The organism is Leuconostoc fallax KCTC 3537 (genome assembly GCF_000165675.1).
Classification (GTDB): domain Bacteria; phylum Bacillota; class Bacilli; order Lactobacillales; family Lactobacillaceae; genus Leuconostoc_B; species Leuconostoc_B fallax.
Map to the genome: position 1 here is coordinate 154461 of NZ_AEIZ01000026.1, position 14565 is coordinate 169025.

Sequence of the window (14565 nt, forward strand, 5' to 3'; positions counted from 1 at the left end):
CACCTATTTCTTAAACATAGAAATACGCGCTTCATGATAAATAATTAAAGATTAAAGATCTTGTTGGAAGTCCATTGGTGAATACAACTTCAATAATTTACTAAAGATGTATTGAGAAATCAAACCAGCAATGATAGGTACAACCAACCATGCAATTAATCCAACCATTGGATTCACAAAATTATTCATTACTGTGCTAGGTACATTAGGGTCCTTAACCATTGATTGAATAGGTGAAACTAATCCAATATAACCGAAACCAGCCGTAATCGGTGTACCTTGAATATTAAACAAAGCCACTGGAATACCTGAAATAGCAGCAGTCAATAAGAACGGTATCATGGTAACAGGCTTAGCAAACACCGAAGGCATCATTCCCTTCATGGCACCTAATGCAATTGCGACTGTAACACCTGGCTTGTTGACACGCCATGAGTTAATCAATAACACAATAGTCGTAGCTGCAACACCCATACCAGCTGCACCTGATCCAATACCAGATAAGCTAATTGCCAAGGCAATACCGACAGTTGATACTGGTGTAATAATAATAATAGCAAAAGCCATTGCAATCAACATGGCCATTGGTATTGGTGCCAAACGTGTAAACGTAGCCACCACATCACCAATCCAAGTTGTGACATAGGCCACATATGGTGCAATTTCTTTACCTATCCAACCAACACCGCCGCCGACGATAATGGGACTCAAAATGATTGCAACTGAACCAAAGCCTTTGAGATAACGTGCAACTAACCAAGTAACGAACACTGCTAGTGCAGCAACAATCATCGCATTAATCACGTCACCGGCACCAGAAGCAATATAGACTGTTGATGGCGCTGGTAATGCTACCCCGGTTACTGGATTAACAAATCCTTTCGGTGCTGTTGCCCATTTAATTGATCCGGATGCAACTGCCGTCGCAATTGCGACAACACCAACATCTAGACTCTTCATTTTAAATTGCAATGCAATTGCCATTCCAATTAAGAATGGAATTAACGATGTAAATAACGTTAAAATTGCGTTGAAATCAGCGCCCAACGCTGTTGTTCCTAATCCTGAATATTGAATAATGTACTTCATTACCGCACTAGGTAGCACACCAATCAAGATACCTTGAGCAGATCCAGATAACACTTTAAAGAAGAAATCTTTCAAATGTAACTGTTGTGTACCATCAAAAATCTGAGGGGCAGCTTCTGAGGCTTTACGTGCATATTCAACATTACGTTTACCCTGCGATTCTTTGGAAGCCCATTTGGAACCATTAGCTTTAATAGCCATCTCACTCATCTCCTAAATTATTACGTAAAAAACACCCAAGCACTAGGCTTAGGTATTTATATGCTATTATTTTAGTACTTTACTACAACGGCTGGTGTTTCACCCTTTGCAAACTTGACAGCAGCATCAAATGACTGATGAACCATTTCCTTAACGGCCTTAGTTGTATAGAAGGCTGTATGTGGGGTAACCAAAACATTTTCGCGATCAATCAAATCAGCGATCTTTGGATCTGGGAACTCCTTGTTAGACCAATCAACGTTGAATAGACCAACTTCTTCAGCATAAACATCCATTGCAAATGCAGAAACCTTGCCAGAATTCAAACCATCAATGATAGCATCGATATCCATCAAGTTACCACGTGAAACGTTGACAATCACAACACCATCTTTCATCTTAGCGATGGCTTCGGCATTAATCATCTTATCGTTTTCAGGAACACCTGGCACATAAAGTGAAATAGCATCAGCTTGTGCATATAATTCATCTAATGAATCAACATACAATCCTTCAGCTTGCAATTCAGGATTAGGATACTTATCATAGGCGATCACTTTAGCACCAAATCCCTTAAGGATGTTGATTGCCACACGACCGATATGTCCAGTACCAATAACACCAACAGTTTGCATACGCATTTCACGGCCAATTGTTGGTGCCCAACGTAGGTCATGCTTTGCAACCTTGGCGTCTAATTCCTTTGCACGACGCAACAAACGTGATAATTGAATCATTGAATGTTCAGCAATAGCGTTTGGTGAATAAACTGGAACGTTTGAAATATTGAAGTTCAATTCACGTGCAGCATCCAAATCAATGTTGTCAATACCAACATTACGCAATGAAAGATTATGAATACCTTCATCTGCTAAAGCCTGTAAAGTCTCACGTGTGTAATCCAATTGTTGATAAACAACAACACCGTCAGAACCAGCAGCTAACTTAGCATTATCAGGTGTTAACAACTCTTGCGTGTAGTCAACTTCAATCTCTGAATGCTCAGCTTTCCAATCTTCTAATGATGGCTTCTCATCATCACGAATACCATAAGCAAAAATCTTCATGATTTCCTCCAAATAATTTATCTTACTATATCAATTATATATCAGTTACTTAAATTTAGCACGTAATTGTTTACATTTTCACGAACAAAATGATAGTAAACGTTAAACAATTATGGCCAAAATAAAAATGATAACACACGATTACTGTTACCATTTTTATCAGTATTAATTTTGTTTTGTTACAGGCATTTCACCAGATTGCGTTAAAATACCATCAATCAAGCCATAATCCAAAGTCTCTTCAGCACTCATCCAATAATCACGTTCTGTGTCATTACGGATTTGTTCAAGTGGTTGCCCTGAGTTTTCAGATAGTATCTTATTCAAACGTTCACGGGTTTTAGTCAATTGTTGTGCAATAATGGCCATATCTGTCTGCTGTGTACCACCAGCAGCACCACCCATTGGTTGATGAATTAAGTATTCAGCATTAGGCAACATAAAGCGCTTACCCTTGGTACCTGAAGAAGCAATAATTGTTCCCATTGATGCAGCAAGCCCCATAACAATTGTGGTCACTGGCGCTTTAATAAAACGCATTGTATCAACAATTGCTAATCCAGCAGTTACTGAACCACCTGGTGAATTAATATACATTGAAATTTCTTTGTCAGAATCCTGTGCCTCTAGGAACAAGAGTTGTGCCACAATGGACGTTGCCATCTGGTCCTCAACTTCACCTTGCACTAGAATAATACGGTCTTTCAGTAAGCGAGAAGGCAAATCATAACTTTCACGCCCATTTGCAGTTTGTTCAATAACACCTGGCCACATAATTTATTCCTTTCACTAGTTCAAATAAACATTATAAATGATACAACTTCATTTTAGCACACAACGATAAAGAGTGCTAATTTATTTATATTTTTGTCAAATCAATCGACAATCCCTGCTCCAATGCCTGTGCTAATTGCGTCAATTTACGCATACGATGATTAACACCTGATTTACTAATTGGCTTTCCTTGCACTAACTCGCCTAATTCACTCAATGATTCATCTGGATGTGCTAATCTCAGTTCAGCAATTTCTCTTAATTTATCAGGCAATACAGTCAATCCTATTTTGTCACGAATTAACTCAATTTGCATTACTTGTCGATTAGCTGCAACAGCTGTTTTTTGCATATTTGCCGTCTCCGCATTAACCAAGCGATTAACGGAATTACGCATATCACGCATAATGCGAATATCCTCGAAATGTAACATTGACTGTGTTGCGCCAATCGTGCTCATGAAATCAACTATTTTTTCGGCACGCTTAAGATAGATAATAAAGCCAGAACCACGATCTGCTATTTTAGCTGGTAAATTAAATTCGCGCATCAATTGTGCGATTTGATCAGCTAACTCTTCATGTGTTGTATAGATTTCTAAATGATAATTGGATTTTTCTGGTGAATTAACCGATCCAGCCGCCAAAAAGGCCCCTCTTAAAAAAGAACGTCGCTTATCAACTTGGTTTAAAATACGTGTGGGAATGATAACATTTAATCCAAATGGATCAATGCCTAAATCATCTAAGACATCATCAACGGCATCTTTCATCAAAACACCATAACTTTTGTGTTGTGATAAATGAACATGATCACTTACTAAAACTTCAACATCAATATGATAGGTTTCTTTTAATAATGTATAGATACGCCGCGCAATTGCAGCATTTTCTGTTTGCACAGTAACCGTCTGATTATGTCCTAATGTGCTCACGCCATTCATTCTAATCAGCGCTGATAATTCTGCTTTAGCATTACCATCATGCACGATTAAACCAGTCAGCTCTTTTTTAACATCCGCTGCATATGACATTAATTATTCTCCAGAATTTTTAATAGTTCCTGCGTAATTTTATGACCATCATGAAACGCCCCTGAATCACGTAAGTCCAAAAAATCTCCAGCAATCTGCTGAGCATGTTGTACTTGAACAGCTGCTTGATCTAGTTTTACTTGACTAGATATCTCATTCCACCGTTGAAAATCAACAAAATCATCTGGTACTTTTGTGGCATTAGAAATGACATAATCAACAGTTTGCTCACCAATGTGTGCGTTCAGAGCTAATAAATGCTGCGCATCAGTGTAAGCATCCGTTTCACCTTTTTGGGTCATAATATTAGCAATGTATACTTGCTTGGCTTTAGTAGTACGTAACGCTTCACCCACTTCTGGTACTACTACATTAGGTAAGATACTGGTAAACAAGCTTCCTGGCCCATAAACGATAAGGTCCGCATCTTGAATAGCTCGTAACACAGCTGGTGCAGCTTGTGGTTCTTCACCTACTTCATCCCCAGTTACCCAGACATGATCAATTGTTTTATGTGCATGTGTAATTTCTGATTCGCCCGCCTGCTGCTGGCCATCTTTAAACTCAGCATGTAAAACGAGTGGCTCATTAGACACCGGATAAACATGACCTTTAATATGCAAAAAGTCAGCCATACGCTGTACGGCTTCAAAAACATCATCATATTTCTCAATCAAGGCAGCAATAATTAAATTTCCTACCGCATGTTTTGCAAAAAAATCATCTTGCGCATTAAAACGATATTGTAAGATGCTTAAAATATCTGGCTCAGTATTCGTAGCCATTGCGACTAAAATATTCCTAATATCGCCTGGCGGTACAACGTTAATGTAGTTTCGTAGGACACCAGACGAACCGCCATCATCAGCGACTGTTACAACAGCAGTCAAATCAACATCTTCTTGAACCAGCGGCTTAATGATAACGGGAAGCCCAGAACCACCGCCAATAATCACGATTTTTGATTTTGGTTTGCTTTTGGTCATTTTTACCTCCATAGCTGCATCTCAGTATATGATGCCAGTTCTATTTTATCATTGAATGCCCACTGAATTTTATATCAGCATAACAATACCCTATCAATCTGGCATTACACGTGCACGATTTCTTTCAATGACTTGTTTCAAATATTGGCCAGTATACGATTCTGCAGTATTCATTACCTTATTAGACGTCCCAGCAACTAATACTTTACCACCACCAGCACCACCTTCTGGTCCCATATCAATAATCCAGTCTGCAGATTTAATGACATCTAAATTATGTTCAATCACAACAATGGTATTCCCTTGATCAACTAATCGGTTGAGAACTTCTAACAATCGTGCAATATCATCTGTATGCAAGCCTGTAGTTGGTTCATCCAAGATGTAGAGCGTTTTGCCATTCGTACGACGATGCAGTTCGGAAGCTAACTTCATGCGTTGCGCTTCACCACCTGATAATGTTGTCGCACTTTGTCCTAATTTAATATAACCTAAGCCAACATCAACAATAGTTTGTAGTTTACGTGCAATTTTAGGTATTGGTGAAAAGAATTCGAGTGCTTGATTGACTGTCATCTCTAAAATTTGAGAGATATTCATTCCTTTGTACGTCACCTCTAGCGTTTCTGAATTATAACGCGTTCCACCACAGACTTCACAAGCCACATAAACATCAGGCAAGAAGTTCATTTCAATCTTGATGACGCCATCCCCACGACAATTTTCACAACGGCCACCTTTGGTATTAAATGAAAAGCGCCCTTTATTGTAACCACGCATTTTGGCGTCATTCGTTTGTGCAAATAGTTCACGTATATCATCAAATACACTAGTGTATGTTGCCGGATTAGATCGTGGTGTTCGGCCAATAGGTGATTGGTCAATATCAACTACTTGTTCAATATTTTCAACGCCTTCAATTGCTTTGAATTTTCCAGGCTTTTCAGAGTTATTATTCAATTTTTGTTTCAGTGCACGTTTTAGGATGGTATTCACTAAGGTTGATTTACCTGATCCAGAAACGCCACTCACAGCAATAAATTGACCGAGTGGGAATTTCACATTAATATTTTTTAGGTTATTTTCTTTAGCGCCTTTTATCGTAATAAATTTACCATTACCCTTACGTCGTTCTTGTGGTAACGGTATTGCTTTCTTACCCGATAAATATTGGCCAGTTAAAGAATCGGGATTAGCTTCAACTTCCTTTGGCGTGCCATTGGCAATGATTTTACCACCTTGCATTCCCGCACCTGGACCAACATCAATCAAATAGTCAGCAGCTCGCATTGTATCTTCATCATGCTCAACAACAACTAAGGTATTCCCCAAATCTCTCATGTGTCGCATGGCATTTAACAGCATATCATTATCACGTTGATGTAACCCAATTGATGGTTCGTCTAAAACATATAGCACACCCGACAAATTAGAGCCAATTTGTGTGGCTAATCTAATACGCTGTGATTCACCGCCGGACAAAGTCCGTGCTGATCTTGATAACGTTAAATAAGATAACCCAACACTTTGAAGGAATCCCAAGCGATCTTTAATTTCCTTAATAATCGGTGCAGCAATTTCTGTATCCTGTTGTCCCAAAGTTAATGACGCAAAAAAGTCGAGTTCCTCATTAACTGGTAATTCGGAAACTTCACCAATATGTTTGCCAGCTATTTTAACGGATAAGGCGGCTGGGTTCAACCTATAGCCATGACATTGCTGACACGTTAACGCCGTCATATAATGGCTCATCTGTTCTCTAGTAAAATCAGAATTTGTTTCATTAAATCGACGTTTAATATTATTCAATACGCCCTCAAAGGCAACATCGACATCGCGAACACCACCAAATTCATTTTGATAATGAAAATGGAATGTTGTTTCTCCCGAACCATTTAAAATCAATTGTTGCTTATCTTTAGTCAGTTTTTCAAATGGTATATCCATATCAATATCAAACTGATCAGCAAATTGACGTAACATTTCAGGGTAGTAATTCGATGAAATCGGATTCCATGGTGTAATGGCGCCATCAGCTAATGATAAACTCATATCCGGTACAACTAAATCAATATCAACTTCACGTTGAACACCTAATCCTTGACACACGGGGCATGCACCTAAAGGCGCATTAAAACTAAAGAGTCTTGGCTCTAGGCGACCAACACGAAAATCACGTAACTCGCCTAAATAATGTGTTGAAAATTTAAGTAATTGATTCTCTTCATTTGTGTCTCGCGATACCATTTCTAACGTCACTTGTCCATCTGTCAAGCGTACAGCAGCTTCAAGAGAGTCAAACAGTCGCGATCTAACATTATCTCGTAACACAATACGATCAATCATGACATCAATATCATGATATTGATTTTTATTAAGATGAATATCTTCACTATCAACTTCTTGGATATCACCATCAATTTTGGCACGAATATAGCCCTGCTTGCGCATATTTTCAAACGCCGTTTCATGAGAACCACGTACATGTTGAATAATCGGCGCAAAAATTTGTAGCCGTGTCCCTTCAGCCAAATTTTTTGTACATAATCAACCATTTGATCAACAGTATACATGATTTTAGTACCGTCTTCTGGATCGTCTGGTCGTCCTATTCGTGCATAAAGCAAACGAAAATAATCATTAATTTCAGTAACAGTACCAACAGTTGAACGTGGATTATTACTCGTTGTTTTTTGATCAATAGATATCGCAGGTGACAGGCCGTCAATTGAATCAACATCCGGTTTATCCATTTGTCCTAAAAATTGGCGCGCATAAGAACTTAATGATTCTACATACCGCCTTTGCCCTTCGGCATACAAAGTATCAAAAGCTAATGATGACTTCCCCGATCCAGAAAGGCCAGTCACAACAGTCAAACTTTCCTTAGGTATATCAACATCAATATTTTTCAAGTTATGTGCTCTTGCGCCTCTTATTTCAATATGGTCCTTTGCCATTTAAATCCTTCTTTTCTTTTATTCCACAAAATCAAAGTCCAGCTGACGTTTTTAACTCCATAATTAAGTCACGTAAATTCGCTGCTTCTTCGAAATCAAGCGCTTTAGCTGCTGCACGCATTTGCCCATCCATATTATTTAAGATTGATGTCTGTTCGTCCTTTGGCAAATCTTTGAAGGCAACCTTTGTTAAATCGATTGTTTCTTCTTTATTATTTGTCTCATGTGATACAGAAATTAAATCACGAATATCTTTCTTAATGGTTCTAGGTGTAATACCATGTTTGGTATTATATGCTGTTTGTATTTCTCGACGGCGCCTTGTTTCATCCATTGCGCGTTGCATAGAATCTGTTACTGAATCAGCATACATAATCACATGCCCATTCTCATTACGCGCAGCCCGACCAATTGTTTGAATTAAAGACCGTTCATTACGAAGGAATCCTTCTTTGTCTGCATCCAAAATTGCAACTAACGATACTTCTGGAACATCAATTCCTTCACGTAATAAATTAATACCAATTAAGACATCATATTTTCCCAATCGCAAATCACGGATAATTTCAGTACGTTCAAGTGTTTTTATGTCCGCATGCAAATAGGCAACTTTGATACTTAAGTCCTTGAGGTAATCCGTTAAGTCCTCTGCCATTCGTTTGGTCAAAGTTGTAATAAAGACGCGTTCGTCTTTTTCAACACGCTGATTAATTTCACCAACTAAATCATCAATCTGCCCCATCACTGGCCGCACTTCTATTTCGGGATCCAGTAATCCAGTTGGTCGAATAATTTGTTGTGCAATATATTTTTCAGGTACACGTTCACTTTCATACACACCTGGCGTTGCTGACATATAGATAATTTGATTGACGTGTTTTTCAAATTCTTGTAGTGTTAATGGTCGATTATCTAAAGCGCTTGGTAAACGGAAACCATAATCAACTAATTGCTGCTTACGTGCTTTATCACCATTGTACATCCCCCTCACTTGTGGCATTGTCACATGGCTTTCATCAACTACAATTAAAAAGTCATCTGGGAAGAAATCGAGTAGCGTAAATGGTGGTTCCCCAGGTTTGCGACCATCCATATGTCTTGAATAATTCTCAATACCATTGGTATAGCCCATTTCCTCCATCATGGCTAAATCATATTCTGTTCTTTGCTTCAGGCGCTGTGCTTCAAGTAACTTACCTTCTTGTTCAAATACTTTAAGCTGTTCATCAAGTTCTACTTTAATTGTCCCAATGGCGCGATTCATAATCGCATCATTTGTCATAAAATGCGTTGCTGGGAAAATAGCAATATGATCTAATTCAGCCACAACCTCACCCGTTAGCGCATGAAATTCACGAATACGATCAATTTCATCACCAAAAAATTCAATACGTAATGCGTTTTCATCAGAAGATGCTGGGAAAATTTCAACAACATCGCCACGCACACGGAAACGGCCACGTTGAAAATCAATATCATTGCGTTGAAATTGGATGTCAATTAAATCTCGAAGTAACTGATCTCTACCATACTCTAATCCATTACGTAAACTGACAACATGATCTTGGTACTGATGTGGATCACCCAAGCCAAATATTGAACTTACTGATGCCACAATAATCACATCGTCACGCTCAAACAAAGCGCTAGTGGCAGAGTTACGTAATTTATCAATTTCATCATTGACAGATGAATCTTTTTCAATATACGTATCCGAACTAGGTACGTAAGCTTCTGGCTGATAATAATCATAGTACGATACAAAATATTCAACCGCATTATTTGGGAAGAACTCTTTAAACTCACCGTATAATTGGCCAGCTAGTGTTTTATTATGACTCAAAATTAATGTTGGTTTTTGATATCTTGAATGACATTAGAAATTGTGAAAGTTTTCCCCGTACCAGTAGCACCAAGAAGAATTTGTTCTTTCACTTTTTCTTTCAAGCCCTTAGTTAATTGCGATATTGCTTGTGGTTGATCGCCAGTCGGTTTATATTTTGATACCAAATCAAAATCACGATTTATTCTATGTTCAATCATATATTTTTGTCCTCTAAAAAGTTATCTATATTATACCAAAGATATAAAAAAACGAACAAATGTTCTAACATTTGTTCGTTTTGATTTACTCAAAAACCATTTGATTATGATACAGCTCGGCATAAAAGCCTTCTTTTTCAAGTAATTCATGGTGTGTGCCAGATTCAATAACTTGACCATCACGCAATACAACAATTTTATCGGCATTCAAAATTGTTTTCAGGCGGTGCGCAATCACAAAACTAGTTCTCCCAGCAATCACATTATCCATTGCTTTTTGAATACGATTTTCTGTGACCGTATCCACGTTTGATGTTGCTTCATCTAAAATCAACAGATCAGGATTTGTCAAAATCGTACGAGCAATACTCATCAATTGTTTTTGTCCGGTTGAAAATACTGAATTTTCATCACTAATTTTAGTTTGATAACCATCTGGTAGACTGCTAATAAAATCATGAATATGTGCCTGCTTAGCAGCTTCAATCATCGCTTGGTCATCTATTGTCGGTTGCCCAAATTTAATATTTTCTGCAATTGTACCCGAAAATAGCACTGCGTCTTGTAAAACAATCCCTACATGATCACGTAATGATTGCAAACTCACATGACGAATATCCTGATTATCAAACAAGACTTGCCCAGCGTCGACATCATAGAAACGATTTAGCAGATTCATCACTGTTGTTTTACCCGAACCAGTTGGTCCGACCAACGCTACCATCTCACCCTTTTTAACCTCAATCGTTACATCATGTAGAATTTCTTTGCCTGGATTATAGCTGAAATGAATATTTTTTAAAGTAACCTTATCTTGGATGTAAGGTAAATTCTCAGTATTTTCTGATTCAATTTCTTCATCTTGTTGATGCACTTCACTTAATCGACGCGCACCTGTAATCGCTAATTGCAGCATATTATAGATAGATGTAATTTGTGTAATGGGCTGATAGTACTGCTGTGAGAAAGATACAAAAGTAGCAACTAATCCCAAACCAACAGCTTTGTCCATACCGTCGTTCAAAACAAGCCAAGAGCCAAAGAAAATAACAACCGCGAGATTAATTAAAGACATCCCCTGCATCAATGGGAATAATAATCCAGAATAAATTTGGCCCTTCAATGTTGTTTGGCGTACGTCTTTATTATAGTCAGTAAATTGGTGTAACGATTGTGCCTGTAAGCCATTAGTAATAATAACCTTTTCACCATTTATCTGCTCATTGACAAAGCCATTTAAGCGACCAACTGCATCTTGCTGTTGGTCAATAGCTGTACGTGCTTTTTTAATCACAAACCAAGCAAATAATATTGCTACTGGTGTCGATATCACAGTTACCCAAGCTAGCTTGGTGTTTTGCTGGAACATCACAATAATGACACCAATCCAAAGCGCTAAATTAGAAAACAAACTAAATATCGCTTGATTCATTGCATTGAAAATATTATCTAAATCAGATGTAAATAACGATAATATTTTACCATCTTGATGACTATCAAAATATTTGATCGTCATTTTCTGTAACTTACCAAACAAACCATGCCGCATTTGGCCGGTTGCTTCTGAAGAAACTTTTGAAATCAGCATTGAGGATAGGAACATGGCAATGGCATTTGCAATATAAAAAGCAAGTAACATCAATAATGCTGTATAAAAATGTTCTTTTGACGCTGTAGAACGTGTCATTGGGTTCATCCAGGTTGTTAAGAACCTTGCGAGTTCAGTCAAAGATTTTCCCATGTAGACTGGCGCTGTTACTTGAAAGTAAGTGGCCATAATCGTCAAAATAGCGCCTAAACTCAGTGCTTTCCAGTACACTTTGAGATAAAAACTAAAGAAAATAACTGCTTGTTTAATATCTTTCATTTTATATCTCCTTAGCTCGTTGTGTCTCAAATATTTCACGATAAACAGCAGATTCTTTTAGCAACGTTTCATGCGGGCCATTACCCACTAAGCGGCCATTATCCAATACCAGAATGCGATCGGCATGTCTAACTGAACTAATCTTTTCTGCGATCACGATTGTTGTCGTGTCCTTTAAATGAGTTGCTAAAGCATCTTGCACTAACTTTTCGCTTCTGGCATCCAATGCTGAGGTAGAATCATCCAAAATTAATATTTTGGGCTGCCCAATAACACCACGCGCAATTGATAATCTCTGCTTTTGACCACCAGATAAATTAGCCGATCTTTCAGATATGAGATGTTCAAATTGATCATCATATCGATTAATAAATTCACTAGCTTGCGCGATGTCGGCTGCGTTTTGCATCTCTGTTAACGTTGCGTCTTGTTTACCTTGTCGCAAATTTTCAGCAATAGTACCCGAAAATAAAATAACACGTTGTAGTACATAAGAAATACCGCGACGTAAAGATTCTTGGCTAATATTTTTAAGGTTAACCTGATCGATCAAAACATTACCGTGTGTCGGATCATATAACCGCCCAATTAGCTGTGCCAACGTCGTCTTACCTGATCCAGTCGCACCAACAATACCAACCATTTCACCTGGTTTAATGTTAAAACTAATGTTTTTCAGCGTTGTGTCATTACTTTCTGGATATTGAAAACTAACATCTTCAAATGCAATATCACCTTTAATTGTCATATCGTTAACATCTTCATCAATCAAATCCGGTGTTGTTTGTAATACTTCACCAATTCTGCGCAGCGCCACTAGTCCACGAGAAGCAAATGTAGAAATCATACCGCCAATCATAATTGCAAATAATACCTGCATTAAATAAGTTACAAACGCTGGAATAGCTGCTAAATCTTGGGGATGACTGGCAACACCTAAACTAACAAAGTAAATGGCAACAGTTATCGCAAGATTAGCAATCAACATAAATCCGGGAAACATCGCTGAGAAAAGGTAACCAATTGTTGTATTGAGTTGCGTTAAATTATCCGAATCATGATCAAATTTTTGCTGTTGGTTATTTTCTTGATTGAAACTTTTAACAACACGAATACCTTGTAAATTTTCCTTAGCTATTGTGTTAATACGGTCAATTAATTTTTGTACACGACCAAAATACTTGCCCATCCGTTTAAAAAGTATTTGTGAAGCTAAAATAATGCATACAATCATCAAAATCATTACCCACCACAATTTAGGTAGGGTCGTAATAGCTAAAATAAACGCACCAATAAATAGTATGGGAATCCTGGCTAATGACTGTAGTGACATCATAATCAATGATTGTACCTGCCAGACATCATTCGTTAATCGTACAACTAAATGGCCAGTAGAAAATTTTTCAATATTACTTAAGGAGAAACTTTGTACCTTTTGGTAAGCTTCTTCACGTAAATCAGCAGCAATTCCCTGTGCTACACGCGCAGCAAATATTGTATTCAAGATACCACCAATTAACCCAACACAGGCTACTGCAATAAGTGCGATACCATATTGATTAACAGTGTCCTGATCACTAGCCATAATCGCTTTTAATATTTCTTGCAATAAACGAGGTTGCAATAAAGTAGCGCCAGCCATCACCATAACTGAAATCACAGCAAAAAATATATCAAGGCGGTATGTTTTAATATGACGTTTTAAAATGTGCATCTTTGTATCCTCTTACTCTGTAGTGCAATAATTAGCACGATAAAAAATAAAAATACCACTGAACTATTCAGCAGTATGCGCTTTGAAATCAGGTAACAATGATTTAGCTAAATCAGCGAGTTCCTTTTGATGAATGAAATTACTAGAGAATATTTCTGGTAAAATTTCACTCGCAAAATATTTAACACTTGCCATATTTTGATAAGCAGCTAAAGCCTCTAAACTACTTTGAAAAATATCAACAAATACGGGTTCGGGATTAAACTTTTCTAGTTCTCCAAAAGCTTCGTATAACAAGTCAACTTTATCCGCAACTGCTAAGATTCTACCCTCTAAGGAGTCATCTTTCCCTTCACCTAGCCGTCTCTCATAAGCTTTTTGAAAATCTTGTGGTATTTCATTACGAATGAAGTTTTCAGTCATTGTTTCTTCAACATCTGCTAGCATTGAACGTAATGTTGCAGTGGCATATTTAACTGGTGTTTTAATATCGCCAATAAAGCGTTCCGTGTAATCATGATTCAGCGCTTTTTCATAAACAGATTGCCAATTAATATCTGAACCAGCCTCTACTTCAACGTCAGCCAAAAATTGTGCAATCTGTGTTACCTTCCATGAATGGGCAGCAACTGAATGAGGTTGATATTTAAAAAATCCCGGTGCGCGATTAATCATTTCCAACTGATTCATGCCCATGAAGAATTGATGCATTCCCATATAAAAACTTTGTACCGTTTTTCAATCTCTTAACAGTACTTCCCCCTTTTACTATTGTTATAGATGATTATACACGAATATAAAATGATGTGGTGCTTGTCATTTATGAAAAAT

At 37.7% G+C, this 14565-nt stretch carries 8 protein-coding genes and 2 pseudogenes; all 10 read right to left on the bottom strand.

Going from position 1 to position 14565, the window contains the following annotated elements; translation table 11 throughout:
• Positions 1-51: 51 nt before the first annotated feature.
• Positions 52-1290: a PTS sugar transporter subunit IIC gene (locus LEUFL_RS0108140; protein WP_010008706.1), complete on the bottom strand. Its 1239-nt coding sequence runs from the start codon at positions 1288-1290 to the stop codon at positions 52-54.
• Between the two features lie 71 nt (positions 1291-1361).
• Positions 1362-2357, bottom strand: coding sequence for a D-2-hydroxyacid dehydrogenase (locus LEUFL_RS0108145; RefSeq protein ID WP_010008707.1), 996 nt, complete (start codon positions 2355-2357; stop codon positions 1362-1364).
• A 165-nt stretch (positions 2358-2522) separates the two neighbouring features.
• Complete coding sequence (locus LEUFL_RS0108150) at positions 2523-3131, bottom strand: ATP-dependent Clp protease proteolytic subunit (RefSeq protein ID WP_010008709.1); 609 nt, start codon at positions 3129-3131, stop codon at positions 2523-2525.
• An 85-nt stretch (positions 3132-3216) separates the two neighbouring features.
• Positions 3217-4164 (bottom strand): DNA-binding protein WhiA, encoded by a 948-nt coding sequence (whiA, locus tag LEUFL_RS0108155; RefSeq protein WP_010008711.1) that lies wholly within the window; start codon positions 4162-4164, stop codon positions 3217-3219.
• Positions 4164-5150 (bottom strand): gluconeogenesis factor YvcK family protein, encoded by a 987-nt coding sequence (locus LEUFL_RS0108160; RefSeq protein WP_010008712.1) that lies wholly within the window; start codon positions 5148-5150, stop codon positions 4164-4166. The genes whiA and LEUFL_RS0108160 overlap by 1 nt, the downstream gene beginning before the upstream one ends.
• Positions 5151-5243: 93 nt before the next feature.
• Positions 5244-8110: pseudogene (gene uvrA, locus LEUFL_RS12190) on the bottom strand (excinuclease ABC subunit UvrA).
• A gap of 31 nt (positions 8111-8141) precedes the next feature.
• Positions 8142-10153 (bottom strand): annotated as a pseudogene (gene uvrB / locus LEUFL_RS12195) (excinuclease ABC subunit UvrB).
• Between the two features lie 85 nt (positions 10154-10238).
• Positions 10239-12020 carry an ABC transporter ATP-binding protein gene (locus LEUFL_RS0108175; RefSeq protein WP_010008717.1) on the bottom strand — a complete coding sequence of 594 codons (1782 nt, stop codon included), beginning with the start codon at positions 12018-12020 and terminating at the stop codon, positions 10239-10241.
• A gap of 1 nt (position 12021) precedes the next feature.
• Positions 12022-13734, bottom strand: coding sequence for an ABC transporter ATP-binding protein (locus LEUFL_RS0108180; protein WP_010008720.1), 1713 nt, complete (start codon positions 13732-13734; stop codon positions 12022-12024).
• A 63-nt stretch (positions 13735-13797) separates the two neighbouring features.
• The gene (locus LEUFL_RS0108185) at positions 13798-14451 is read right to left on the bottom strand and encodes a YfbR-like 5'-deoxynucleotidase (protein WP_029508735.1); all 654 of its coding nucleotides are present in this window, start codon (positions 14449-14451) and stop codon (positions 13798-13800) included.
• Positions 14452-14565 lie beyond the last annotated feature (114 nt).